Raw genomic sequence first — 23,212 nt, 5'->3', positions numbered from 1 at the left:
CTCAATAACTCAACGCCCGCCTTGTGCGGGCGTTTTTTTTGGGCCGATGCGGCGGGTGCGGGGCCGGGATCGGACAGGTTCCCCAGAGCCGGACTCCCCGGGGAATCGCTCCCGAGGTGGCGGCGGGGACAGGCGGTCCTGAGCGATCATATCCTGAAACGCCGACGTGAGGTTGATCTGCTTCGCACGCGCAGCATTATGCAGGCGGCACGCAGCAAGGAGATCCCGATGCAACTATCCGGCAAGACCGCCGTCGTGACAGGCTCCAACTCCGGGATCGGGCTGGGCATCGCCCGGGCGATGGCCGGCGCGGGGGCGGACGTGGTCCTCAACTCCTACACCGACAGCGAGGAAGACCATCAGCTGGCCAAGGAGCTCGGCGAGGAATTCGGCGTCACGGCGCGCTACATCAAGGCCGACCTGTCTAAGGGCGAGGAGGCGCGCGGCCTGATCGAGCAGGCGGGGGCCTGCGACATCCTGGTGAACAACGCCGGCATTCAGCAGGTCTCGCCGATCGAGGAGTTCCCGGTCGAGAAATGGGACGCGATCATCGCGATCATGCTCTCCTCGGTCTTCCACACGACCGCGGTCGCGCTGCCGATGATGCGGAAGGCGGGCTGGGGCCGGGTGATCAACATCTCCTCAGCGCACGGACTGCGCGCCTCGCCCTACAAGGGCGCCTACGTGGCGGCAAAGCATGGCGTGGTGGGCTTCACCAAGGTGACGGCGCTGGAGACGGCGGAGGAGCCGATCACGGCGAACGCGATCTGTCCGGGCTACGTCCTGACGCCGCTGGTCGAGGCCCAGATCCCCGACACGATGAAGCAGTACGGCATGGATCGGGAGACCGCGATCAAGGAGGTGATCCTCGAGCGGCAGCCCTCCAAGGAGTTCGCGACGCTGGAGCAGCTCGGCGGGTCGGCGGTCTTTCTCTGCTCCGACCACGCCGCCCAGATCACCGGCACGACGCTCAGCATGGACGGCGGCTGGACGGCGCGGTGAGCGGCAGCAAGCGCATCAACCTCGCGCTGCAGGGCGGGGGCGCGCATGGCGCCTTCACCTGGGGCGTGCTCGACAGGCTGCTGGAAGAGGAGCGGCTGGAGATCGCCGCGATCTCCGGCACCTCGGCGGGCGCGCTCAATGCCGCCGCGGTGAAGGCCGGGATGGTGCACCGGGGCAGGGATGGGGCCAAGACGCAGCTCGACCGGCTCTGGTCCCAGGTGGGCGCGATCACCGACGACCGGATGACCGACTGGCTCTCGGCGCTGGCGCCGTCCGCTCCCTTTCTCGCCAAGGCGCTGGAATACTCGCCCGCCTTCGCGGCCTTCGATGCCTCGGTGCGGCTGACGACGCCCTACCTCTACGGCCCGATGGTGCGGAATCCGCTGCAGCGGATCGTCGAGGGGTTCGACTTCGGCGCGGTCTGCGGCGCGGGCGGGCCCGAGATCCACATCTGCGCGACGAACGTGCGCAGCGGCAAGATCCGGGTCTTCGCGGGCGAGGCGATCTCCACTGAGGCGATCCTCGCCTCGGCCTGCCTGCCGACGCTGTTCCAGGCCGTGGAGATCGACGGCGAGGCCTACTGGGACGGCGGCTATACCGGGAACCCGGCACTCTATCCGCTTTATGCGCCGCACCTCCCGGACGACCTCGTGGTGGTGAACATCAACCCGATCCGCCGGGAAGCCGTCCCGCGCGATCCGCAGGCGATCCAGAACCGGATCAACGAGATCAGCTTCAACTCGTCGCTGCTGCGGGAGATGCGGGCCATCAACTTCGTCAAGCGCCTGCTGCGGCAGGGCAACGTGCCGAAGGGCACCATGAAGGACGTCCTCGTTCACATGATCGCCGACGACGGGCTGATGAACGAGCTCAGCGTGGCGACGAAGATGGTGCCAAACGCCGTCGTCATGGCGCGGCTCAAGGCGGCGGGGCGGGCCGCGGCGGACGCCTTCCTCGAGGCCCACTGGGACGACATCGGCGAACGCGCGACCGTGGACCTCGAAGAGATGTTTTCCTGAGCCTCAGGCCGGACCGCCGATCCGCAGGTGGCCATGGGCGAAGGCGAGCTTCTCCCGCACCCCGGCGGTCAGCACGAAGGGGTAGAGATCCGGCAGGTCCAGCGCCCGGTTGACGTGGTTCACCGCGATCGACACGGCGACGGCAAGGGTCACCAGCCGCTCGGTATCGCTCTCCAGGTAGGCATCGTAGCCTGCGGGCGGCCCCTCTGGCAGCGTCAGGCCCGCGGAGGCAGTGCTGTCCAGCAGGTCCGTCAAGTGCAGCAGGTGGGCGATGGTCTCGGCCCAGTCCTCGTGCGGGTGCGAAGTGGCGTAGCTGGTGACGTGGTGCTCGCCCGCCGGGCTCGGTTCGGCGTAGTGCGCCTCGAGCGCCGCCCCGTAATCGGCGCGTTCGTCGCCGAAGAGCGCGCGGAAGGCTTCGGCGAAGCCCGCATCCTCCACCAGCCTGAGTTGCAGGAAATGGGCCATCTCGTGGCGCATGTGGCCGATCATCGTCCGGTAGAGCTCGCCGAGGTTCTCCTGCCGCTCCGCGAGGACGGCCTCGCTCGCCTCCGAGACGTTGATCGTGATGACGCCGTCGGCATGGCCCATGACCACGTCCGCCTCGCCGGTCGCCGTCTCCTCGGACAGCAGCCGGAAGACGGGGCGGGGGCCCCTATCGGTCGGAGTGAACCAACCCCAGCGCGCCAGGCTCGCGAGCATCCAGCGCTTCGCCGCCTCGGTCCGCGCCCAGAGCGGAAGGTTATCCGGCGCCCGAAGGTCCGGGACCGTCTCGGTCATCCCGCAGGACCGGCACAGGCCGTCACTCTCCGCGACCCAGTTGCAGCCGATCTCATCCCGGTTCGCGCAGGGATCGCGAAACGGCTGCATCGCCTGCGCGACCGGGTCGAAGACGACGGCCTGGCCGCAGTCACAGGTGGTGTTGTGGAAATAGAGCGGGGCCGAACAGGCCGGGCACCGAAAGACTTGCATCCTGGCTCTCCTCACCCCTCCAACGGGGCCTCTGCGAACGCCGTTCCGGGGCGCCGGTTCCCCTGTGTCAGCCCAGGAGCAGTCCCGCGGCCAGTCCCCACATCACCAGCCCGACCCCGAGATCGAGCCACTGCCAGGCCCGGGCCGACGTCATCACCGGCGCCAACAGCCGCGCGCCGTAGCCCAGGCCGAAGAAGAAGGTGAAGGAGGCCAGCACGGCGCCACTGCCGAAGGCCCACTTTTCCGCGCCGGCCTCGAACTGCGTCGAGACGGCGCCGACTAGGCCGAGCGTGTCCAGATAGACATGCGGGTTGGCCCATGTGAAGGCCGCGGCCGCCGCGAGCGTCGCCGCCAGCGAGCCGGAGCGGCCGCTCAAGACCATGCGGTAATCGCCGACCCAGGCGGCCCGCAGGCGGAGCGCTCCGTAGACCAGAAGGAACGCCGCACCGCCCAGCGCCATCAGGCGGGGCAGGGCGGGCAGAGCCTCCACCACCGCGGCGAACCCCGCGACACCCGCCGCGATCAGCACCGCGTCGGACAGGGCACAGAACAGGCAGAGCGGCAGCACATGTGCCCCGAGCAACCCCTGCCGGAGGACGAAGGCATTCTGCGCGCCGATTGCGAGGATGAGGGAGAAGCCGGTGGCGAAACCGGTCACGGCGGGCGCGAGCATTTTCCGGTCAGGCGTCTTCGCTCTCGCGCCGGTCGGGGTCGCGGGCCTTGTGGGCCAGCCGCTCGGCCTCGTGCTCGAGGACCTCCGCCATCTGCGGCCGTTCCTTCTCGCCCGGGTAAACGAGCCCGGCGGAGATCACGAGCTTGGCGGCGTCCTCGATGGTCATGTCGAGCTCGATCACGTCGGTCTCGGGTACGAAGAGCAGGAAGCCCGATGTCGGGTTTGGCGTCGTCGGCAGGAAGACCGAAAGCATCTCGCCACTGGCAGTCCGCTCGCGGACCTCGCCCTTTGTGCGCGTCGAGATGAAGCCGATCGCCCACATCCCCTTGCGCGGGTACTCGATCAGGCAGGCCTTCTCGAAGCTCGTCTCGCTCTGGGCGAAGACCGTCTCGGCGATCTGCTTCACGCCGTTGTAGATGGTCCGGACCACCGGCAGGCGGGCCACCATGCTCTCGCCGAAGTTGATGAAGCTGCGGCCGATGATCCCCTTGGCGATCCAGCCCACGATCACCGTGAACATCAGGAAGACGATCACGCCGAGGCCGCGCACGTTGATGTAGATGCGCTCCTCGCCCTCGAGCCCCAGCCAGCGGTTGATGAGCTGGTTCGGCAGGAAGGGCTCCGGCACGAAGGGCCAGACGAAGCCGTCGACCCAGCCGACCACGGTCCAGATCAGCCAGACGGTGAGGCCCACCGGGGCGATCACCACGATGCCCGTCAGGAAGGAGTTCCTGAGCCCGGCTAGGAGCCGGCCGAAGAACCTCAACCGCCCCTTGGGCGGCAGATCGGGCTGCTGAGGTGTCGTCACGTGCGTCGGCGCCAATCGTGCTGAGGTCCACTCCCGTATCTAGGCGCGGCGCGGGTCATTCACAACGACTCATCCCCGGAGGCTGCCGCGCCGACGGGCAGCGCGCCCAATTCCCGGGCAATCGCCCCGGCGAGCCGCGCATTGTTCAGCACCAGCGCGATGTTGGCGGTCAGCGAGCGGCCCTCGGTCAGGTGATAGATCCGGTCGAGCAGGAAGGGCGTGACGGCCTTGGCGGCAATGCCTTGGTCCTCGGCCTCCTGCAGCGCGCGGTCGATCAGCGGCGCGAGTTCCTCCGCCGGGATCTGGTCTTCGGCAGGGATCGGGTTGGCCACCAGCTGTCCTCCGGGCAGCCCCATCGCCCGGCGGACGGCATGGGCGCGGGCGATCTCGACCGGGGTTTCCATCCGCAGCGGTGCGGGGATGTCGGACCCCGCGGACCAGAAAGCCGGCATGGTGTCCGAGCGGTAGGCGATCACCGGCACGCCCAGGGTCTCCAGCACCTCGTAGGTCTTGGGCAGGTCGAGCAGCGCCTTGGCGCCGGCCGCCACCACGGTGACCGGGGTCTGCGCCAGCTCCTGCAGGTCGGCGGAAATGTCGAAGCTGGTCTCGGCCCCCCGGTGCACGCCGCCGATGCCGCCGGTCGCGAAGACCCCGATCCCGGCGAGCCGCGCGGCGATCATGGTGGCCGCCACCGTGGTGGCGCCGCTGCCGCCGGTGGCGATGCACGCCGCGATATCGGCGCGGGAGAGCTTGGCCACCCCCTCGGCCTGCGCGAAGCTCTCGAGGGTCGGCCCGTCCAGGCCCACGCGCAGCCGTCCGTCGATCACCGCCATGGTGGCCGGAACCGCGCCCGTCTCCCGGACCGCGTCCTCCACCGCCCGCGCGGTCTCGATGTTCTGCGGGTAGGGCATGCCGTGGGTGATGATCGTGCTTTCCAGCGCGACCAGCGGGCGGCCCTCGGCCCGCGCCTCCGTCACCTCGGGGCTCTCGGAAATCTCGATCATCTGGGGATCCTTCAAGTCAGTCCCGGTCGCCCGAGACATAGGCCGCCGCCGCGGCGAGCGCCCGGTCGAGCGCCGCCTCCGGCGTGGCGCCTTCGAGGTCTGCGGCGAGATGCGCCGCCATGAACGTGTCGCCCGCGCCGGTGACCCGCGCCACCATGACCGCCGGCGGCACGCGGGTGAGAAGCCGCCCCTCGGCGGCCTCCGTCGCGGCCCGTCCGCCGTCGGTGACGAGTACCCTCGCCGCGCCCCTTGCCCGCATCGCCTCCGCCGCGGCCTCGCTGGAGGTGAACTCGGTCTGGCAGAGCAGGCCCGCCTCCTCGAGGTTCACGTAGAAGACCGCGGAGGGATGGCCCATGAGCGCCTGCAGCCGCAGCGCCTTGCCGGGCGAGGCGGGGGCCACGCGGATATCGGCCCGCGCGAAGAGCGGCGAATGCGCGATCTCGCGCAGGAGGTCCTCGGTGAGATTGCCGTCGAGGGCGACCGCCCCGCTCCAGGGGGTCTCTTCCGTGCCGAGACGGCCGTCTCTGAGGGGCGTGAGGATCTTGGCGCCCGCCCGTTCGAGCGAATGGGCGTCGGCGATGGCGGCGATCAGACCGTTGGCCCCCTCGACCGCCAGGTAGGAATCCGTCGGCAGGTCCTCTGAGCGATAGGCGGTGGAAGTCTCCATGCCCATGGCCTCCGCCTCGGCCAGCAGCACCTCGCCCTCCGGATCGCTGCCGACGACGGTGAGAAGCGCCGGTCTCAGCCCGAGCCGCACCAGGGTCTGGGCGATGTTCATCGCCACGCCGCCGGGCAGGCGGGTGATCCGGCCCGGCACGTCCGAGCCGAGGCGCATGGACGCCTGTGATCGGCCGATGGTGTCCCAGAGGACGCTGCCGATGCAGAGAATGTCGGGTCTGCGCTCCATCGCCCGGTCATGGCCCGGCGATGAAGCGCCGTCAACGCGCAATCCCCTCCCTCTTCTGGGCGAAAATATCCCGGGGGGCCGCCCGGCACGGGCGGCGGGGGCAGCGCCCCCTCAGGGTCCGACGCGTTGCTCGGAACGGTGGGATCGGGGCAACCCGCGCGCGAAGCGCGCGCGGATCGACGCGCGCAAGCGCGGCGAAATCACTCCGGGACCGCGAAGGTCAGCGAGGCCCAGAGCGTCTCCCAGACCACGTTGCGGCCCTCGGCGAGGTCCGCCGCGGGCTGGCGCAGGACCACGGCGTCGACCAGGTAGCTGTGGCCCGGTCGCACGGGCAGGGTGGCGATGCCCTCGGCATTCGTGCGGTGCAGCGTGACCTCGACCGTCCCGTCCTCCGCCTTCTCGAAAAGCTCGACCTGGGCGTCGGCGCGCAGGGCGTCGCCGTAGAAGACCTGGACGTCGAGTCCGTCCTCCGCCTCGGCGGTATAGGGATTCTCGAGCGCCACGATCTCGGTCTCGAGGCCCGTGCGCCGGTCGGTCCCGGCTCCGTCGCCCACGGCGATCAGCGTCTTGGCGTAGCGGGTATAGGCCTCGCCGATCCCGCCGTCGGGCTCGGCTTCCGCCCGGGCGCGCTCCTCGACCTCGCCCAGGTCCTTGTGCTCGGCGAAGCTCAGGAAGTCCTCGACCGCGTCGTAGCGCACGACGTTGAGGTCCGACACATAGGCCACGACGTTCAGCCCCTCCGCCAGCGGCGCGATGTCGAGGGCAGGGCGGTCGCCGATGCGGCCCTCGACCGGGGCGCTCCGGTCGCCGGCGAAGACCGCGAAGCGCGCGAAACGCTGGGGGATATAGGCGAAGCGGGTGCCCTCGAACTGCTGACCGTTGACAAGGTGGCCCCGCAACATACCGTCAGCCTCGACCGCGTAGTCGAGCGGTTCGATCCAGTATTCGTGGGCAGAGGCCGGGGCGGCCAGGAGCCCCAGGCAGAGGGCGAAAAAGCGCATGACTGACTCCCTGTTTTCCCGGGCAAAGCTGAGGCTCTGCGCGGCGCTGTCAATGCTGCTGGTCATCTTCGGCACGCTGGCCTCGGCGCACGAGGTCATGCCGTCGATCGCCCAGATGGAGCGGCAGGGAGACGAACTGGTCTTCTCGGTCGAGTCCACGATCGAGGGCTTCGTCGCCGGTGTCGACCTCGACGGGCTGGAGGACACCAACGCCGCCGCCAACGCCGAGGCCTACGACGATCTGCGCGCCCTGGAGCCCGATGCACTCGCCGAGCGCTTCCGCGATTATTTCCCGGAGATGGCGGAGAACATCACCGTGCGGGCGGACGGCACCGACCTGCCGCTCGAGCTTCAGTCAGTCGAGGTGCCAGAGGTCGGCGACACCGACCAACCCCGCCAGTCGCTCTTCACCTTCACCGCCGAGCTGCCAGAGGGCGCCGAGCGGGTCGAGGTGGGCTGGGCGCCGGAATACGGCGATCTCGTCCTGCGCCAGAACGGCGTGGAAGAGCCCTATGACGCGTTCCTGCAGTCCGGCGCGATCTCGGACCCCATCGACCTCGCCGGCGGCAACCAGCCGGGCGGCTGGGAGACCTTCTTCGAATACATTCCCGTCGGCGTCGATCACATCGTCCCGCTGGGCCTCGACCACATTCTCTTCGTGCTCGGCCTCTTCTTCCTCGCGCCCCGGCTCGGGCCGCTGCTTTGGCAGGTCTCGGCCTTCACCCTGGCCCATACCATCACGCTCGCGCTCGCAGCGCTGGGCTACGTCTCGGTGCCGGGCTCCATCGTGGAGCCGCTGATCGCGCTCTCCATCGTCTACGTCGCGGTCGAGAACGTCCTGCGCACCGGTGCGCTCTCGCCCTGGCGGCCGGCAGTGATCTTCTGTTTCGGCCTGCTGCACGGACTGGGCTTCGCCTCCGTCCTGGCCGAGTTCGGGCTGCCTCAGAGCGCGTTTATCCCGGCGCTCGTGGGCTTCAACATCGGCGTGGAGATAGGCCAGCTCGCGGTCATCGCCGTGGCCTACCTGATCGTCTTGGGCGCCGTGCGTTCGGCCCGGAGGGGCAGCGCCGACCGCGGCGCCGGGGCGATCTACCTGGCGCTCGCGGTGATCGCCGTCCCGGCGCTCGCCATCCCGGTCAGCCAGCTCGGCCCCGAACTCATTGAGGGGCTCATTCCGCTCCTCGTGGCCTGCGCGATCCTGCTGGGTTTCTCGGCGGCGGCCGTGACCGCCGACGGTCACGAGACCTACACCCGGATCGTCGCGATGCCGGCCTCGATCCTGATCGCGCTCGTCGGCGCCTGGTGGGTGGTCGAGCGGGTTTTCCTCTAGGCTTGCCGCGCCAGGGCAGGGGGCTTGCATTCCCCCGCGCTCCGGCCTATCTGCCCGCTACTCACTCCGCAGGCGGAGGCGGGCCCGTCGGGGAGACATCCCGACCGGTCCACCGGTTGTCCCACATGGGATGATCCTCCGCCGAGGCTATAAACCGGAAAGGATACGGCATGGCTCTTCCCGAGTTCTCCATGCGTCAGCTGCTTGAGGCTGGCGTTCACTTCGGCCACCAGACGCAGCGCTGGAACCCCCGCATGGGCGAGTTCATCTACGGCGCGCGCAACGGCATCCACATCGTCGACCTGACGCAGACCGTCCCGATGCTCGACGCGGCGCTCAACGCCGTCCGCGAGACCGTCGCCCGCGGCGGCCGCGTGCTCTTCGTCGGCACCAAGCGCCAGGCCCAGCGTCCGATCGCCGAGGCCGCAGAGAAGTGCGCCCAATACTACATGAATCACCGCTGGCTGGGCGGCACGCTGACCAACTGGCAGACCGTGTCCAAGTCGATCGGCCGCCTGCGCGCCATCGACGAGGCCGCAGAGGAAGGCTTCGCCGGTCTCACGAAGAAGGAGCGCCTCGGCATGGAGCGTGAGCAGGAGAAGCTCACCGCCTCGCTGGGCGGCATCCGCGAGATGGGCGGCGTGCCGGACATGCTCTTCGTGATCGACGTGAACAAGGAAGACCTCGCGGTCGCCGAAGCGAAGAAGCTCGGCATCCCGGTCGTCGCCGTGGTCGATACCAACTGCTCGCCCGACGGCGTGGACTACATCATCCCGGGCAACGACGACGCCGCCCGTGCGATCCAGCTCTACTGCGATCTCGCCGCGCGCGCCGCGCTCGACGGCATGCAGCAGCAGCTCGGCGCCGCCGGCGTCGACATGGGCGAGATGGAAGCCCTGGCCGAGGCCGAGCTCGCCGGGGAGTCCGCTGGCGAAGCCGAGAGCACCGGTGTCGAGACCGGCCACGCCACGGCCAGCACGCCGACGACCGAGCCGGCCCCCGAAGAGGCGCCGCTCGACCTCGACAACAAGGAAAAGGGCGAGAAGGTCGACTGAGACCCTCCCGTCACCTGATTGTCACCGGGCGGCGCTAGCTCCGCCCGGACCCATACACGAAGGAGAAAACCCATGGCGATTACCGCTGCGCAGGTGAAAGAGCTCCGCGACACGACCGGCGCGGGCATGATGGACGCCAAGAAGGCGCTGACCGAGACCGACGGCGACATGGAAGCCGCCGTCGACTGGCTGCGCACCAAGGGTCTGGCCAAGGCCGCCAAGAAATCCAGCCGCACCGCCGCCGAGGGCCTCGTGGCCGTCGCCGTCGAGGGGGGCACCGGTGTCGCTGTCGAGGTGAACGCCGAGACCGACTTCGTCGCCCGGAACTCCGAGTTCCAGACGATGGTCAAGGACATCGCGCAGGTCGCTCTCAAGGCGGACGACGTCGCCGCGCTGGTCGAGGCCGATCTCGGCGGCAAGAAGGTCAAAGAAGTCGTCACCGACAAGATCGCGAGCGTCGGCGAGAACATGAACGTCCGCCGGATGGCGAAGGTCGAGGGCACCACCGTCGTGTCCTACGTCCACAACGCCGCGGGCGAGAACATGGGCAAGATCGGCGTGGTCGTCGCCATGGACGGCGCCGACGAGGCCTTCGGCCGCCAGGTGGCGATGCACATCGCCGCCGTGAACCCGGCCTCGCTGTCCGAGGCCGACCTCGATCCGGCGATCGTCGAGAAGGAGCGTCAGATCCAGATCGACATCGCGCGCGAGAGCGGCAAGCCCGAGCAGGTCATCGAGAAGATGATCGAGGGCCGGATGAAGAAGTACATGGCCGAGGTCACGCTGCTGAACCAGGCGTTCGTCGTGAACCCCGACCTGACCGTCCAAAAGGCCGCCGAAGAGGCCGGCGTCACCATCACCGGTTACATCCGGCTCGAGGTCGGCGAAGGCATCGAGGTCGAGAAAGAGGACTTCGCGGCCGAGGTGGCGAAAGCCGCCCAGGGCTGAACCTGTCGCGACCCATCTACCCGGAAAGGCCGCCCGTCGAGGCGGCCTTTTCTTTGTGCGGCCGGACTCGTCTGACGCGTGGCCCCGCGCAGCGACGCCGCGAAGGGAGTTCGCGGCGCCGCCTCGGGACCGGCCGCATCCACAGGTTGGGATGAGATGGACGACGGCCGTATTCTACCGCTCCCTGAGCGCCGAAAAGAACGCGTCGGAGCGGTTCCAGAGTACCGGACCGGGCCGCAGAGCCCTGCAATATCAGGGAAATGCGACCCGCAGTTCCATGGCCCAAAGACCAATGCTGTTGGAACTCCCGGACAGTCGCAGACCGCGCCGCGCTGGCAAAGTCGGGATAACCTGACCCATGGTAAGCCTTTCAGGCCTCAAGCACGAACATCTGGTTGTAGAACGACGCCTTGAGAACCGCCTGGGCCGTGGTCTCCACGTCCAGCGCCTCGCGCGCGAGGCGCAGGTGCTTCTCGACAGTCGCGGGCGACACGCCCAGCAGAAGCGCGATGTCCTGCGTCGTCTTGCCGTCGCCGACCCACTGTAGCACCTCGCGCTGCCGCTTCGTGAGCCGCCGCGAGCCGCTGTAGGGCAGGGAGAGGAGCTTGAGGTGCATGACGTTGTTCGCCACGACGATCTCCGTTCCCTTGGCGGCCCAGGTTCTCTCGACGTCTTCCTGGCACAGGCCCTGGCGGGCCGTCAGAGCGATCGCGCCCTTGGAGCGCGCCGAGACCGAGCGGAACGAGATCGTGTAACCCGCCGTGACGCCCATGGAGCGATTGAACTCGACGACCTTCATCTCTTCGGGTGTCAGCGCGCCGGGCTGGGCGATCCAATTCCAGGAACAGGCGCCGTTGTTCTCCAGCGCCCAGCGAAGCATCGGCGCGTGCTGGTACAGGCCGTCGTCCATGAAGGCGTCGACGTAGTCCGGACTGTGGTTCGTCATCACGACCCAGTCCTGCGGATCACCCAGCGATACGCCGGAGCGGTACCGGGTGAAGCCGTAGAGCAGCCGGTCGAAACCGTGCTCGGCCATGTGGGCCGTATGAAGGTCCCAGAGAGTCTCTACGCTGTCCGCGTTGGTGAGAGCATCGAGGTGTCGAGTGAGAGCGCTCATGCCGCGCGATCCAGTCGGTAGGGCTCCGATCAATCCGACCTACGCCAGAAGCTGCCGCCAGGTCAAAGGGGATTCCGCCGCAATCGACGCTCTCTATCGCTCATCCCTTTATTTTACATAATACCGATTAGACGCTTTACACCTAATCCTTGATGAACAGCCCGCCCTTGGTCTGACACAGCCGTTCATGGCCGCTCTCGGTGATCAGGATCGGCTCGGTGATCTCGATACCCCCGTCATCCAGCCAGAGCGCCGGCATGAAGTGGAACGTCATCCCCGGCTGGAGCTCCGTGCGGTCCCCGGCGCGGAACGACATGGTCCGCTCGCCCCAGTCCGGCGGATAGCTGAGACCGATGGCGTAGCCGCAGCGGTTGTCCTTGACGTAGCCGTGCCGCGCCAGCGCGCCGTTGAAGGCGTTGGCGACATCCTCGCAGCGGTTACCGGGCTTCGCCTGCTCCAGCGCCGCGTCGGTCGCGTCGAGCACGGCTTTCTCGGCCTCGAGATACTTCTGCGGCGCACGGCCGAGGAACAGCGTCCGGGACTGCGGGCAATGGTAGCGCCGGTGCGCGCCCGCGATTTCGAAGAAGGTCGCCTCGCCCGTCCGGAGCGGCGTGTCGTCCCAGGTCAGGTGCGGCGCGGTGGAGTCGAGCCCGGAGGGCGCCATCGGCACGATCGCCGGGTAATCGCCCCAGTGGCCCCCGACGCCGCCGATGCCCGTATGGTAGATCTCGGCCACCAGCTGGTGCTTGGGCATCCCCGGTTCGGCGATCTCGTAGATCCGGTCGTGCATGGCCGTCACGATGTCGGCCGCGCGGCGCATGTAAATTTGCTCGAACTCGGACTTGATGGCGCGCTGCCAGTTCACGAGGCCCGTGGCATCCACGAACTTGGCCTTCGGAAGGTGCTCGAGAAGTGTATTGTAAGCCTTTGCACTGAAATAGTAATTGTCCAGCTCGACGCCGATCCTCTGCTCGCCGTGACCGTAGGCCTCCACGAGACGGGCCAGGTCCTCCATCGGGTGCTTGTCGGGGTTCTGGACGTAGCTGTCCTCGTAGCCGAAGATATTGTCCTCATCCATGAACACGGTCCGCATCGCGCCGGCGGCGTCGATCCCCCGGCCCCACCAGACAGGCTCGCCGTCATGGCTGAGCAGCACCGCCTGGTGCACGTAGAAGGTCCAGCCGTCGTAGCCCGAGATCCAGGCCATGTTCGACGGATCGGTGATGAGGATTGCGTCGAGACCCTCGGCCTCCATGGCGGCGCGGGTCTTTTCGATCCGGTCCCAGTATTCCGCGTCGGGGAAGGACGGGCTCGTGCGTGACGTCGGCATTCGCGGCTCCTTGCTGTCTTTGGATCAGCCTGCCCGCCAAGCGCCCGGGTTTCCAGTGGCCAATGGCTATCTTCCGCGCCGCGTGGACAGAAGAAGGTTGGTCTCGCTGCCGGTGACGCCGTGGAGGCGCCGGATGGCGAAAAGAACGGCATCGAATTGTTCGAGCGTCGCCGTGCCGATCTCGGCGATGAGATCCCAGGCTCCGTTGGTCGTGTGGATCGCGCGCACCTCGGGCATGGCGGCGATCTTGCCCATCACGCGGTCGGTCCCCGGCCCCTCGATGGCGAGCATCATGAGCCCCCGGACCGGCGCCTGCCCCGGGTCGCGCCGCGTGAGGACGGTGTAGCCGGTGATCTCGCCCTCGGCTTCCAGCCGCGCGAGGCGGGCGCGCACCGTCGCGCGGGTGACCTTCAGGTCAGCCGCGAGCGTGGAGAGCGCCGCTCTCCCGTCTCGCTGCAGCGCGCGCACGAGGCGCTTGTCCAAGTCGTCCATTTCGACCGCCCGATCTGGTCAATTTGCCCCCCGTTTCGCACATTTCGCGCTCTTCCTCCAGTGGGACGCAGCCCTATCCTGCGGCTCATGACTCAGGACATCTTTCTCATCGGCGCACCGGTCGACAGCGGCAAGCGCGCCCAGGGCTGCCTCATGGGCCCGGATGCCTACCGCGTCGCCGGGCTGGCGGAGGTCGCACGCGACCTCGGCCACAAGGTCAGCGACCTCGGCAACCTCGCGCCCGAGTCCGTCACCGGCTCGAAGAGCGAGAATTCGGCGGTGCATTCGCTCGACACGACCATCGGATGGACCCGGGCGCTGAAACGGGTGGCCGAAGAGACCGCGCCCAAGGGGCTGCCGGTCTTCATGGGCGGCGACCATGCCCTGTCGCTGGGCTCCGTCGCAGGGATGGCAGAGCATGCGCGGCGCCAGGACCGGCCGCTCTTCGTGCTCTGGCTCGACGCGCATTCGGACTTCCACACGCCGCTCTCGACAACGAGCGGCAACCTGCACGGCACGCCCGTTGCCTACGTCACCGGACGAGAGGGCTTCGACGGCTTTCCCGAGATCAAGGCCCCCGTCCCCACCGAGAACGTCTGCATGATCGGGCTGCGCTCGGTCGATCCGGCCGAGCGTGCGGCGCTGGCGGAGACCGAGGCGACGCTGGTGGATATGCGGCAGATCGACGAGGACGGGATCGTCGCGCCGCTGCGCAGCTTCCTCGAGCGCGTCGCGCAGGCGAACGGCCTGCTGCACGTCTCTCTAGACGTCGACTTTCTCGACCCCGCCATCGCGCCTGCGGTGGGCACCACGGTGCCCGGCGGCGCGACCATGCGCGAGGCGCACCTGGTGTGCGAGCTGCTGCACGACAGCGGGCTCGTCGCCTCACTCGACCTCGTGGAACTGAACCCCTTTCTCGACGACCGGGGGCGGACGGCCTCTCTCATGGTGGACCTGACCGCCTCGCTCCTCGGCAAACGCATCTTCGACCGGCCGACCCGGCCCTTTGGCACAGGAAGCCTCGCATGACCCCTCCCTCCGACCGCGCCCTCGTTCCCTTCGTCTCCGTCGAGAACATGATGAAGCTCGTCCATCACGTCGGCATCGAGCCGCTGCTGGCGGCCCTCGCCGACGCCATCGAAGAGGACTTCCGCCGCTGGCCCGAGTTCGAGAAGCAGCCGCGCATCCCGGCCCACTCCGAGGGCGGCGTGATCGAGCTGATGCCGACCACGGACGGTAACCTCTACGGGATGAAGTACTGCAACGGTCACCCGCGGAACACGAAGTCCGGCCTTCAGACCGTGACCGCCTTCGGGCTGCTGGCGAACATGCACACCGGCTACCCGATTCTTCTGACGGAGATGACGCTGCTCACGGCGCTTCGTACAGCCGCCATGTCTGCCCTCGCGGCCAAGCACCTGGCGCCCGCGAACGCGAAGGTCATGGCGGTGATCGGCAACGGTGCGCAGTGCGAGTTCCAGTGCACCGCCTTCAGCGCGATCTGCGGCATCGATACCGTCCGCCTCTACGACACCGACCGGGCGGCCACCGAGAAGGCTGCCCGCAACCTTGCCGGTCGCGGCCTGTCGATCACCGTCTGCGACACCGCCGAGGAGGCCATCGAGGGCGCGCAGATCATCACGACCGTAACCGCCGACAAGCGCAACGCCACCGTGCTGACCGGCAACATGGTCGCCCCCGGCACCCACATCAACGCGGTGGGCGGCGACAGCCCGGGCAAGACCGAGGTCGCGGCCGACGTGCTGCACCGGGCCGGCATCTTCGTCGAGTTCCCGCCCCAGACCAGGATCGAGGGCGAGATCCAGCAGCTCGATCCGGATTACCCCGTCACCGAGCTCTGGGAGGTCATGGCGGGCAAGACCGAGGGCCGGACCGATCAGCAGCAGATCACGCTCTTCGACAGCGTGGGCTTCGCGATCGAGGACTTCGCGGCGCTCAGGACGCTGCACGCCTACGTGCAGGAAACGCCCTATCACCAGATGATCGACCTGCTGGCCGATCCGGACGATCCCCGCGACCTCTTCGGGATGCTCCTGCGGGCCTCTCCGCAGGCCGAGCTTGCCTGAGCGGCCCCCCTGCCCCTAGGCTCCGGTCACAGCCCTGACCGGAGCCGAACAAATGTCCACCGATCCAGGCGCCGATTTCCGCGCCCTTCACCGCAAGGGCACACCCTTCATCCTGGCGAACGCCTGGGACCGCGGCTCGGCCCGGATGCTCGAAGCGCTCGGGGCGCAGGCGGTTGCGACCTCTTCCGCCGCGCATGGCTTCACGCTCGGCCGGCCCGATGGCGGCACCATCACCCGCGACGAGGCGCTGGCCCACGCGCGCGAGATCGTCGAGGCCGTGTCGGTGCCGGTCCAGGGGGACTTCGAGAACGGCTTCGGCCCCAAGCCCGAAGACGTGGCCGAGACCGTCCGCCTCGCCGCCGAGGCCGGGCTGGCCGGGATCTGTATCGAGGACACCGACCTGCCCGGACAGGACCCCTACCCCTTCGACGCCGCGGTTGAGCGGATCCGGGCGGGCGCCGAAGCGGCCCGGTCGCTCGACAAGGATTTCGTGCTGACCGCACGCGCCGACGGGTTGTTGACCGGCGGTTACGACATCGGCGAGGCGATCCGGCGGCTCCAGGCCTTCGAAACGGCGGGCGCCGACTGCCTCTACGCCCCCCTGCCCGCGCACATGGACGACCTGCGCCGGATCTGCGCCGAGACCTCGGCGCCGGTGAACGCCCTGGTCGCAGGGCACTACACGACGCAGACCGTCGAAGACTTCGCCGAGGCCGGCGTCGCGCGGCTCTCGCTCGGCTCGTCGCTGGCCCGGGTCACGCACCAGGCGATCATCGACGCGAGCCGCGACATGTTCGGGCCGGGCCGCTTCATTCACCTCGGCCGTGCGGCCTCCGGCGACGAGGTCGACGCCCTTCTCAAGCGCGACTGAGGCTCAGCCCACGCCCTCGACGGAGTCGAAGGTCTCGAGCTCCGGCGGACCGGCATAGAGGTCGGACTGCGGCCTGACCCCACTGTGCGCCGCCCGGAAGGCATCCGACTTCGTCCAGGCCTCGAAGGCGGCGCGGTCGCGCCAAAGCGTGTGCGAGGCATAGAGCCGGTAGCCTTCCGCCTCATCGGCATCCCCGCGCATGAGGTGAAAGGCCTCGAACCCGTCGACCTCCTTGAGGTGCGACTCGCGCGAGCGCCAGACCTCCTCGAAGGCCTCCTCCTGTCCGAGCAGCACCTTGAAGCGGTTCATCGTCAGGCAGGTCATGCAGGCTCTCCCTCTCTCGTGCAGCGGCCAATGAGCCACGGACGGCGGGCGAGGTCCACCCGCCCCCGGAAAGAGAAAGGGCGGCCCGAAGGCCGCCCCATCCGAATGTCGTGATCGCGTCGCCGGATCAGCGCTTGGAGAACTGGAAGCTCCGGCGGGCCTTGGCGCGGCCGTACTTCTTGCGTTCCACCACGCGGCTGTCGCGGGTCAGGAAGCCGGCGGCCTTCAGCGGCGAGCGCAGCGAGGGATCGTAGAGCTGGAGCGCGCGGGAGATGCCGTGCTTTACGGCACCGGCCTGGCCGGAGAGCCCGCCGCCCTTGACCGTCGCCATGACGTCGAATTCACCTTCGACGCCGGCCACCTGGAAGGGCTGGTTGAGGATCATCTGCAGCACGGGACGGGCGAAGTAGACCTTCAGCTCCTTACCGTTCACCGTGACCTTGCCGGAGCCCGGCTTGATCCAGACGCGGGCGGTGGCGTCCTTGCGGCGGCCGGTCGCGTAGGAGCGGCCCAGGTCGTCGCGGACGGGCTCGCGCGGCGTTTCCGGCTCGCCCTGGACCCCGCCGATGTCGTCGGTGACGGCCTTCGCGAGATCGTCGAGGGAAGTGACTTGATCGGCCATTATTTCGCGGTCCTCGTGTTCTTGCGGTTGCGGGACTTGACGTCCAGCACCTCGGGCTTCTGGGCGTCCATGCCGTGCTCGGCACCGGCGAAGACGCGCAGGTGGGTCATCTGGCGGCGGCTCAGGCGGTTGCCGGGCAGCATGCGCTTGACGGCCTGCATGACGACGCGCTCGGGGTGCTCGCCCTCGAGGATCTCGCCGGTCGTGCGGGACTTGATCCCGCCCGGGTAGCCGGTGTGCCAGTAGTTGGGCTTGTCGCGCTTCTTGCCCGTCAGCTGCACCTTGTCGGCGTTGATGACGATGACGTTGTCGCCCATGTCCATGTGCGGCGTGAAGGAGGGCTTGTGCTTGCCGCGCAGCCGGGTGGCGACGATCGAGGCGAGCCGGCCGAGAACGATGCCCTCGGCATCGATCACGATCCACTTCTTCTCGATCTCCGCCGGGGTAGCGGTGTAGGTTTTCATGGTCGGTCCTGAAATTGCGGAGCGCGCGAGCGAGCCCGCGCGCCGTGTGTCTCGGATGGCGGGGTTATAGATATGTGACCGACACAGTCAAGCGGGACATGACCCAAAAACGCAAGCCAAAACAACGGCGTAGAAATACGGTATCTAAATACCCCATCAGGATACGCTCAACCTTCCATGTCCTGGGGCGGATCGGCCAGCAGTGCGTCCATCTTCTCCAGCGCGGCCGTGAAGTGGCTGTCGGGCACCCGCGCGTTGACCGTCACACGCACGGCATGCGGCGCCTGCCCGTCCACGAGGGCGAACTCGTCGGCCGGCTTGATATGGATGCCGTGGGACGCGCAGACCTGGGTGAAGCGGCTGGCCCGCCAGCCCGGGGGCAGAGTGAGCCAGACGAAGGGCGCGTCGTCGCGGCTCGCGATGTCCCATCGGCCGAGGACCGAGCGGACGAGACCGACGCGATGCGCGGTCGCGGCCTCCACGCCGCGCCGTGACCGTTCGGCGAGGCCCGAGGTCACGATCCGCTCCCCCGCCTGCACCAGCGGCACGGGGGCCCCGTAGAAATTCGCCGCGGCGGTGCGCCGCAGACTGCCCCCCTCGCCCTCCGGAGCGACGGCCATCCCGAGCCTCAGGCCGGACCCCACCGTCTTGGCCATCGAGGTCACGTACCATCCGCGTTCGGGATAGAGAGCGCGATAGCTCGGGGCCTGCGCCGCCGCGATGCGGTGGCAGTCGTCCTCGATGATCTGCAGCCTGTGTCGCCGGGCCACTTCGACGAGCGCCGCCTTGCGCGCCGCCCCCGTTCGGATCGTCGTCGGGCTGTGTACCTCGGCCGAGGTCAGAAGCACCTGCGCGCCGGTGAGACGGCAGGCCTCGTCGAGCGCCTCGGGTATGAGCCCCTCACCGTCCATCGCGACGCCCCGCAGTCCCGCCCGCAGGAGCGAAGCGGCGCGGCGTACGCCAGGGTAGCAGAGGGTCTCGGTCAGGATCACCGGATGCGGTCCCGCGAGCAGCCGCTGAAGCACGACGAGCGTCCCGTTCTGGGCCCCGAAGACCGCAGCGGCCTCACTGGGACCGGCGCGACCGATGTGGTCGGCGCCGAGCCAGTCCAGCATCGCCGCGCAGTAGCCCTGGTCGCTCTCCTGCCCCGGATAGGCCGTCAGGTCCGAGTGCGCCGCCTCGGCGAGGATTGCCGAGAGCTCGGCCCCCTGCCCCACGTCCGGCACGGTGACCGATCGCCCGTCGAGGGTTCCGTCGGGAGTCTCCTGGTAGAGAGGCACCTCCTGGCTCTGCCCGGTGTCACCTCCCGCCACGAATGTCCCGCGCCCGACACGCGCCTCGAGCAGGCCTTCCTCCACGGCGATCCGGTAGGCCCGAGCCACCGTACCCGGTGTGACCTCGAGGATATGGGCCAGTTCGCGCACCGGAGGGAGCCTGCGGCCGGGCGGCAGGTCGCCGCTATCGACGGCCTGTCTCAGACCCCGCAGAAGTCGCAGATACTTCGGACCGGATGCGCCGGTGAGCCTCGGGCTCCAGGTTGTATCCAATACAATTCTCCGTTGGACGGTCACTTGCGCCATTTGTATCTCTTTATTGTGCATAGCGCACGAATTGTAGCGATACAATGCCGGAGAGGACACCATGGCGCACCAGATCACCACCCGCCTTCCCCTTCAGCCCGGCCTGCCGCCGCTGGCGGCGGTGGCCTACAAGCTGGCACGCCTCCTGCTCATCTGGCACGAGCGCCGCTGCACGCGGCAGGCCCTGGCATGGCTCGACGAGGATCGCCTGCGCGACATCGGACTGACGCCCTCGGAGGCCGAACGCGAAGCGGCCCGCCCGTTCTGGGCGGCGTGACGGCTCAGCGCTTCGGCGGAATCGAGTAGGTCAGGGAGGCGCGGGCGACCGGGTCGCTCCCCTCGCCCGACCGGATCAGCACGTCGCCCACCGCCAGAACCCGGCCAAGCTTGAGCAGCCGTGCCTCGGCCACGAGCGCCTGACCGGCCTTCGGTTTGCGCATGAAGTCGATCGAGCAATTGGTGGTCACCGCCAGCGCCTCGGGGCCGAGCGCCGAGAGGACGGCGACGTACATCGCCACGTCGGCCAGCCCGAAGATCGACGGGCCCGAGACGGTGCCGCCCGGGCGCAGGTGCCGGTCGGAGACCTCTAGCCGCAGTTCCGCCGCCCCAGCGCGGACCGAGAGGACGGTCATTTCGGCGGCCGCTTGAGGGAACTCGCGGGCGAGGAAGGTCTCCAGCGCGGCCCGGTCCATCTTCAGATCCATAGGTCTCTCCGGGTTCGCGGTCTCAGGGCAGCACCGCTTCGATCAGGTGCGGCCCGGGTGCGGCATAGGCGCGGGCGAGCGCCGTCTCCAGCGCTTCGGCGGTCTCGACCCGCTCGGCGGGCAGGCCGTGGCCCGCGGCCAGGGCGCAGAAGTCGAGCGCGGGATCCTCGACGTCGAACATCCGGCGGGCGTTCCGACCGGGGTTTTCCACCCCGAGCGCCGCCATCTCGCCATGCAGGATCCGGTAACCGCGGTTCGCCAGGATCACGACGGTCACGTCCAGCTGCTCCCGCGCCATCGTCCAGAGCGACTGGATCGTGTACATGGCAGAGCCGTCGCCCACAACGGCGAGGACCGGGCGGTCCGGGCAGGCCACCGCCGCGCCGACGGCCGAGGGCAGCCCCTGCCCGATCGCGCCGCCCATGAGGTCGAGCCGCTCGTGCGCCCGGGCGACCTGGGCCCGCGCCGGGATCGCGAAACCCGCCGTGATGCCTTCGTTGACGTAGATCGCGCCCTCGGGAAGGGTGCGCACCAGCGCATCCGCCAGTCCCTCCGGCTCCAGAGGCCCCGATGGCGCCCGCGGCAGGGAAAGCCCGCGGCGCGCGATCTCCTCGTCGCCGGTCACCCCCACGGCATCAGCGAGGACGCGCAGGGTGGCGAGCGCGTCCCATCCGAGCGGGCAGAGCTCGGTGACGAGGCAGTCCGGCGGTTCCGGGGTCGATGGCCGGTCGGGGTAGGCGAAGAAGTTCACCGGGTGCCGCTCTCCGACGACGATCAGCTCGGAGACCTCCCGGAGCAGCTCGGCGCTGCCCGCGTGGTCGTACTTGAGCGGCTCGCTGGCGACGGCGCCCTCGCCCTCCCGCACGCGCGGAGAGAAGAAGGGCGTGATGAAGCGGCATCCCGTCCGCGCCGCGATGGCCCCGGCGATCTCGGCGCCTTCTCCCCAGAGGGCGGGCCCGCCAGCGTAGAGCGCGGCGCCCGGGCGGCTCAGGCGGGCGGCGGCGGCCTCGATCCGGTCCCGCGCCGGGATCGGAGCCGCGGGCACCTCGCCCGGCTCTGCCGGCCCCGAGGCCTCGCCCCAGGCGCAGTCGGCCGGGAGGACGAGCGTCGCCACCTGCCCGCCCCGGCTCAGCGCCGCGCGGACCGCCGCCGCGCCGTCCTGCGCCACCTCCTCGGGGCTCTCGCAGACGCGCACCCAGTCCGAGGCCGAGCGCGCCACGCCGTCCAAGTCGCCCTTGAGCGGCGCGTCCCAGCGCAGATGTGCCCGGGCGTGTTCACCCACGATGTTGAGAACCGGCGCCCCGGCTTTCCGGGCGTTGTGCAGGTTGGCCCAGCCGTTGCCGAGGCCCGGGCCGAGGTGCAGCAGCGTCACGCCCGGCTCGCCGGTCATCCGCGCGTAGGCATCCGCCGCACCCGTCGCGCCGCCCTCGAACAGGCAGAGCACGCAGCGCAGATTGGGATGGGCGTCGAGCGCCGCCACGAAATGCATCTCGGAGGTGCCGGGATTAGCGAAGCAGGTCCGGACACCCGCGCCAAGCAACGTCTTCACCAGCGCGGTCGCCCCGTTCATGCCCGTCTCCTGCTCTTGCCGCCGCAGAGAGAACCATGCGGGCGCCGGAGTGCCAAGAGCGGCCGCGGCGGCAAGGATCTTGCCCTTCGCTTCTCCCCCGGCGACAACGGGCGCCAACCGCCCAGAGGAGACCCCGCGCCCCATGTCCGACGCCCTGCCCCGCACCGCCCGCAGCTTCGCCCCGCCGGTGATGGAGGCCCGCCGCTGGATCGCGGGACTGACCTTTCCGGAGGATCGCCCCCTTCTGAACGTGAGCCAGGCCGCACCGGTCGACCCGCCGCCCGAGCCCCTGCGGCAAGAGATGGCGCGGCTCGTCACCGAGGTTCCGGAAGCTCATCTCTACGGGCCGGTGCTCGGTCTGCCCGACCTGCGCGAGGAGGTCGCCGCCCAGTGGTCGCGCGACTATGCCGGGGAGATCGCACCGGCGCAGGTCGCCATCACCGCCGGCTGCAACGAGGCCTTCGCCGCGGCGATGTCGGCGCTCGCCGACCAGGGGGACGAGATCCTGCTGCCGGTGCCCTATTACTTCAACCACGCGATGTGGCTGCGGATGGAGGGCGTGCCGCTGGTGCCGCTCCCGGCCCGCGAGGGACTGCTGCCGGATCCGGAGGAAGCCGCCCGCCTGATCACGGACCGGACCCGGGCCATCGTCCTCGTCACGCCCAACAACCCGGGCGGCGTCGAGTACCCGGCGGAACTCGTCCGAGCCTTCTACGACCTGGCGCGCGAGAGGGGCATCGCGCTGGTGCTCGACGAAACCTACCGGGATTTCGACAGCCGCAGCTCGGCGGCGCACCAACTCTTCGCCGAGCCCGACTGGGACCGGACGCTCGTCCACCTCTACTCCTTCTCCAAGACCTACCGTCTCACCGGCCACCGGGTCGGCGCGATGATCGCCTCGCCCCACCGGCTGGCCGAGGCGGAGAAGTTCCTCGACACCGTGACCATCTGCCCGCCCCAGCTCGGCCAGTTCGCGGCGCTCTGGGGCCTGCGCAACCTGGCGCAGTGGCGCGCGGGCGAGCGTGACGAGATCCTCGACCGGCGGGCGGCGCTGGAAGAGGCGGTCGCAGGGCTCGAAGGCTGGGAGCTGCTCGGCTCGGGCGCCTACTTCGCCTACTTCCGCCACCCCTTCGCCCTGCCCTCGAACGAGGCCGCCGAAATGCTGGTCAAGGAAGCCGGCGTGCTGATGCTGCCGGGGACCATGTTCCGCCCGGCCGACGACCCGGAGGGCGCGCGCGAGATGAGGGTCGCCTTCGCGAACGTGGACCGGGAGGGGATCTCGGAGCTCGCGCGCCGCCTCTCGGGCGTGACGCTCGGCTGAGGGGCGGGCCGACA

The 23,212-nt window shown here is 69.2% G+C and carries 25 protein-coding genes; 10 read left to right on the top strand and 15 right to left on the bottom strand.

The features are described from left to right. Positions 1-228 precede the first annotated feature (228 nt). Positions 229-1,002, top strand: coding sequence for a 3-hydroxybutyrate dehydrogenase (locus F3S47_RS07830; protein WP_150444688.1), 774 nt, complete (start codon positions 229-231; stop codon positions 1,000-1,002). Further along, positions 999-2,021 carry a patatin-like phospholipase family protein gene (locus F3S47_RS07825; RefSeq protein ID WP_150444687.1) on the top strand — a complete coding sequence of 341 codons (1,023 nt, stop codon included), beginning with the start codon at positions 999-1,001 and terminating at the stop codon, positions 2,019-2,021. Before F3S47_RS07830 ends, F3S47_RS07825 begins: the two co-directional genes overlap by 4 nt. 3 nt (positions 2,022-2,024) lie before the next feature. Here the strand turns inward: F3S47_RS07825 and F3S47_RS07820 are convergent, their stop codons facing one another. The 6 genes from F3S47_RS07820 to F3S47_RS07795 form a co-directional block, all read right to left on the bottom strand. Continuing rightward, positions 2,025-2,990: a zinc-binding metallopeptidase family protein gene (locus tag F3S47_RS07820; RefSeq protein WP_150444686.1), complete on the bottom strand. Its 966-nt coding sequence runs from the start codon at positions 2,988-2,990 to the stop codon at positions 2,025-2,027. Positions 2,991-3,057: 67 nt separating this feature from the next. Next, positions 3,058-3,663 (bottom strand): LysE/ArgO family amino acid transporter, encoded by a 606-nt coding sequence (locus tag F3S47_RS07815; protein ID WP_150444685.1) that lies wholly within the window; start codon positions 3,661-3,663, stop codon positions 3,058-3,060. A gap of 7 nt (positions 3,664-3,670) precedes the next feature. Next, entirely contained in the window at positions 3,671-4,471 is an 801-nt protein-coding gene (locus F3S47_RS07810; protein WP_150444684.1) for a DUF502 domain-containing protein, read from the bottom strand. 59 nt (positions 4,472-4,530) lie between these two features. Next, entirely contained in the window at positions 4,531-5,475 is a 945-nt protein-coding gene (locus F3S47_RS07805) for a pseudouridine-5'-phosphate glycosidase (RefSeq protein ID WP_150444683.1), read from the bottom strand. A gap of 16 nt (positions 5,476-5,491) precedes the next feature. Further along, on the bottom strand, positions 5,492-6,382 hold the full coding sequence (locus tag F3S47_RS07800; RefSeq protein ID WP_150444682.1) for a PfkB family carbohydrate kinase: 891 nt from the start codon (positions 6,380-6,382) through the stop codon (positions 5,492-5,494). 200 nt (positions 6,383-6,582) lie between these two features. Then, a complete protein-coding gene (locus tag F3S47_RS07795) occupies positions 6,583-7,383 on the bottom strand; it encodes a DUF4198 domain-containing protein (protein ID WP_150444681.1) in 801 nt (266 codons plus the stop codon). Between F3S47_RS07795 and F3S47_RS07790 the strand changes: the two genes are divergently transcribed. From F3S47_RS07790 to tsf, 3 genes are all read left to right on the top strand, one after another. After that, entirely contained in the window at positions 7,382-8,713 is a 1,332-nt protein-coding gene (locus F3S47_RS07790; protein ID WP_150444680.1) for a HupE/UreJ family protein, read from the top strand. The genes F3S47_RS07795 and F3S47_RS07790 overlap by 2 nt on opposite strands. A gap of 170 nt (positions 8,714-8,883) precedes the next feature. Next, on the top strand, positions 8,884-9,768 hold the full coding sequence (gene rpsB / locus F3S47_RS07785) for a 30S ribosomal protein S2 (protein WP_150444679.1): 885 nt from the start codon (positions 8,884-8,886) through the stop codon (positions 9,766-9,768). 72 nt (positions 9,769-9,840) lie between these two features. Further along, positions 9,841-10,716: a translation elongation factor Ts gene (gene tsf / locus F3S47_RS07780; RefSeq protein WP_150444678.1), complete on the top strand. Its 876-nt coding sequence runs from the start codon at positions 9,841-9,843 to the stop codon at positions 10,714-10,716. 370 nt (positions 10,717-11,086) lie between these two features. Here the strand turns inward: tsf and F3S47_RS07775 are convergent, their stop codons facing one another. The 3 genes from F3S47_RS07775 to F3S47_RS07765 form a co-directional block, all read right to left on the bottom strand. Continuing rightward, a complete protein-coding gene (locus F3S47_RS07775; RefSeq protein ID WP_150444677.1) occupies positions 11,087-11,833 on the bottom strand; it encodes a LuxR family transcriptional regulator in 747 nt (248 codons plus the stop codon). Between the two features lie 142 nt (positions 11,834-11,975). Then, entirely contained in the window at positions 11,976-13,163 is a 1,188-nt protein-coding gene (locus F3S47_RS07770) for a M24 family metallopeptidase (RefSeq protein ID WP_150444676.1), read from the bottom strand. Between the two features lie 66 nt (positions 13,164-13,229). Further along, a complete protein-coding gene (locus tag F3S47_RS07765; protein WP_150444675.1) occupies positions 13,230-13,655 on the bottom strand; it encodes an Lrp/AsnC family transcriptional regulator in 426 nt (141 codons plus the stop codon). 87 nt (positions 13,656-13,742) lie between these two features. On the opposite strand from F3S47_RS07765, the gene rocF reads away from it, so the two are divergent. From rocF to F3S47_RS07750, 3 genes are read left to right on the top strand one after another with little or no spacing between them, the layout of a single operon-like run. Next, positions 13,743-14,684: an arginase gene (gene rocF / locus F3S47_RS07760; RefSeq protein WP_150444674.1), complete on the top strand. Its 942-nt coding sequence runs from the start codon at positions 13,743-13,745 to the stop codon at positions 14,682-14,684. Further along, entirely contained in the window at positions 14,681-15,742 is a 1,062-nt protein-coding gene (locus F3S47_RS07755) for an ornithine cyclodeaminase (RefSeq protein ID WP_150444673.1), read from the top strand. Before rocF ends, F3S47_RS07755 begins: the two co-directional genes overlap by 4 nt. A gap of 52 nt (positions 15,743-15,794) precedes the next feature. Beyond that, positions 15,795-16,613 (top strand): isocitrate lyase/PEP mutase family protein, encoded by an 819-nt coding sequence (locus F3S47_RS07750; RefSeq protein WP_150444672.1) that lies wholly within the window; start codon positions 15,795-15,797, stop codon positions 16,611-16,613. Positions 16,614-16,616: 3 nt separating this feature from the next. On the opposite strand, the gene F3S47_RS07745 is transcribed toward F3S47_RS07750, so the two are convergent. The 4 genes from F3S47_RS07745 to F3S47_RS07730 all read right to left on the bottom strand — a co-directional run bounded on the left by F3S47_RS07745 (position 16,617) and on the right by F3S47_RS07730 (position 19,570). After that, complete coding sequence (locus tag F3S47_RS07745; RefSeq protein WP_150444671.1) at positions 16,617-16,937, bottom strand: antibiotic biosynthesis monooxygenase family protein; 321 nt, start codon at positions 16,935-16,937, stop codon at positions 16,617-16,619. Between the two features lie 127 nt (positions 16,938-17,064). Beyond that, the gene (gene rpsI, locus F3S47_RS07740) at positions 17,065-17,559 is read right to left on the bottom strand and encodes a 30S ribosomal protein S9 (RefSeq protein WP_150444670.1); all 495 of its coding nucleotides are present in this window, start codon (positions 17,557-17,559) and stop codon (positions 17,065-17,067) included. After that, positions 17,559-18,023, bottom strand: coding sequence for a 50S ribosomal protein L13 (gene rplM, locus F3S47_RS07735; protein ID WP_150444669.1), 465 nt, complete (start codon positions 18,021-18,023; stop codon positions 17,559-17,561). Before rplM ends, rpsI begins: the two co-directional genes overlap by 1 nt. 167 nt (positions 18,024-18,190) lie before the next feature. After that, on the bottom strand, positions 18,191-19,570 hold the full coding sequence (locus F3S47_RS07730; protein WP_223877755.1) for an aminotransferase-like domain-containing protein: 1,380 nt from the start codon (positions 19,568-19,570) through the stop codon (positions 18,191-18,193). Positions 19,571-19,664: 94 nt separating this feature from the next. On the opposite strand from F3S47_RS07730, the gene F3S47_RS07725 reads away from it, so the two are divergent. Continuing rightward, positions 19,665-19,880 carry a DUF1127 domain-containing protein gene (locus F3S47_RS07725; RefSeq protein ID WP_150444667.1) on the top strand — a complete coding sequence of 72 codons (216 nt, stop codon included), beginning with the start codon at positions 19,665-19,667 and terminating at the stop codon, positions 19,878-19,880. Positions 19,881-19,884: 4 nt separating this feature from the next. Here the strand turns inward: F3S47_RS07725 and F3S47_RS07720 are convergent, their stop codons facing one another. Continuing rightward, the gene (locus F3S47_RS07720) at positions 19,885-20,307 is read right to left on the bottom strand and encodes a PaaI family thioesterase (protein ID WP_150444666.1); all 423 of its coding nucleotides are present in this window, start codon (positions 20,305-20,307) and stop codon (positions 19,885-19,887) included. A gap of 22 nt (positions 20,308-20,329) precedes the next feature. Next, a complete protein-coding gene (locus tag F3S47_RS07715) occupies positions 20,330-21,877 on the bottom strand; it encodes an acetolactate synthase large subunit (protein ID WP_150444665.1) in 1,548 nt (515 codons plus the stop codon). A gap of 142 nt (positions 21,878-22,019) precedes the next feature. Between F3S47_RS07715 and F3S47_RS07710 the strand changes: the two genes are divergently transcribed. Next, on the top strand, positions 22,020-23,198 hold the full coding sequence (locus F3S47_RS07710; RefSeq protein WP_150444664.1) for an aminotransferase: 1,179 nt from the start codon (positions 22,020-22,022) through the stop codon (positions 23,196-23,198). The last annotated feature ends 14 nt before the right edge of the window (positions 23,199-23,212 follow it).

Source organism: Histidinibacterium aquaticum (assembly GCF_008710275.1).
GTDB classification, from domain to species: Bacteria; Pseudomonadota; Alphaproteobacteria; order Rhodobacterales; family Rhodobacteraceae; genus Oceanicola; species Oceanicola aquaticus.
Note: the sequence above shows the minus strand (reverse complement) of the source record. Positions and strands in the feature narration are given on the sequence as shown.

What these genes read in the sequence shown, in the direction of transcription:
- F3S47_RS07805 (WP_150444683.1), bottom strand. Translation starts at nt 5,475, where the DNA reads ATGATCGAGATTTCCGAGAGCCCCGAGGTGACGGAGGCGCGGGCCGAG.
- F3S47_RS07745 (WP_150444671.1), bottom strand. Translation starts at nt 16,937, where the DNA reads ATGACCTGCCTGACGATGAACCGCTTCAAGGTGCTGCTCGGACAGGAG.
- rpsI (WP_150444670.1), bottom strand. Translation starts at nt 17,559, where the DNA reads ATGGCCGATCAAGTCACTTCCCTCGACGATCTCGCGAAGGCCGTCACC.
- rpsB (WP_150444679.1), top strand. Translation starts at nt 8,884, where the DNA reads ATGGCTCTTCCCGAGTTCTCCATGCGTCAGCTGCTTGAGGCTGGCGTT.
- F3S47_RS07710 (WP_150444664.1), top strand. Translation starts at nt 22,020, where the DNA reads ATGTCCGACGCCCTGCCCCGCACCGCCCGCAGCTTCGCCCCGCCGGTG.
- rocF (WP_150444674.1), top strand. Translation starts at nt 13,743, where the DNA reads ATGACTCAGGACATCTTTCTCATCGGCGCACCGGTCGACAGCGGCAAG.
- F3S47_RS07820 (WP_150444686.1), bottom strand. Translation starts at nt 2,990, where the DNA reads ATGCAAGTCTTTCGGTGCCCGGCCTGTTCGGCCCCGCTCTATTTCCAC.
- F3S47_RS07795 (WP_150444681.1), bottom strand. Translation starts at nt 7,383, where the DNA reads ATGCGCTTTTTCGCCCTCTGCCTGGGGCTCCTGGCCGCCCCGGCCTCT.
- F3S47_RS07765 (WP_150444675.1), bottom strand. Translation starts at nt 13,655, where the DNA reads ATGGACGACTTGGACAAGCGCCTCGTGCGCGCGCTGCAGCGAGACGGG.
- F3S47_RS07725 (WP_150444667.1), top strand. Translation starts at nt 19,665, where the DNA reads ATGGCGCACCAGATCACCACCCGCCTTCCCCTTCAGCCCGGCCTGCCG.
- F3S47_RS07800 (WP_150444682.1), bottom strand. Translation starts at nt 6,382, where the DNA reads ATGGAGCGCAGACCCGACATTCTCTGCATCGGCAGCGTCCTCTGGGAC.
- tsf (WP_150444678.1), top strand. Translation starts at nt 9,841, where the DNA reads ATGGCGATTACCGCTGCGCAGGTGAAAGAGCTCCGCGACACGACCGGC.
- rplM (WP_150444669.1), bottom strand. Translation starts at nt 18,023, where the DNA reads ATGAAAACCTACACCGCTACCCCGGCGGAGATCGAGAAGAAGTGGATC.
- F3S47_RS07815 (WP_150444685.1), bottom strand. Translation starts at nt 3,663, where the DNA reads ATGCTCGCGCCCGCCGTGACCGGTTTCGCCACCGGCTTCTCCCTCATC.
- F3S47_RS07770 (WP_150444676.1), bottom strand. Translation starts at nt 13,163, where the DNA reads ATGCCGACGTCACGCACGAGCCCGTCCTTCCCCGACGCGGAATACTGG.
- F3S47_RS07755 (WP_150444673.1), top strand. Translation starts at nt 14,681, where the DNA reads ATGACCCCTCCCTCCGACCGCGCCCTCGTTCCCTTCGTCTCCGTCGAG.
- F3S47_RS07715 (WP_150444665.1), bottom strand. Translation starts at nt 21,877, where the DNA reads ATGAACGGGGCGACCGCGCTGGTGAAGACGTTGCTTGGCGCGGGTGTC.
- F3S47_RS07750 (WP_150444672.1), top strand. Translation starts at nt 15,795, where the DNA reads ATGTCCACCGATCCAGGCGCCGATTTCCGCGCCCTTCACCGCAAGGGC.
- F3S47_RS07830 (WP_150444688.1), top strand. Translation starts at nt 229, where the DNA reads ATGCAACTATCCGGCAAGACCGCCGTCGTGACAGGCTCCAACTCCGGG.
- F3S47_RS07720 (WP_150444666.1), bottom strand. Translation starts at nt 20,307, where the DNA reads ATGGATCTGAAGATGGACCGGGCCGCGCTGGAGACCTTCCTCGCCCGC.
- F3S47_RS07775 (WP_150444677.1), bottom strand. Translation starts at nt 11,833, where the DNA reads ATGAGCGCTCTCACTCGACACCTCGATGCTCTCACCAACGCGGACAGC.
- F3S47_RS07790 (WP_150444680.1), top strand. Translation starts at nt 7,382, where the DNA reads ATGACTGACTCCCTGTTTTCCCGGGCAAAGCTGAGGCTCTGCGCGGCG.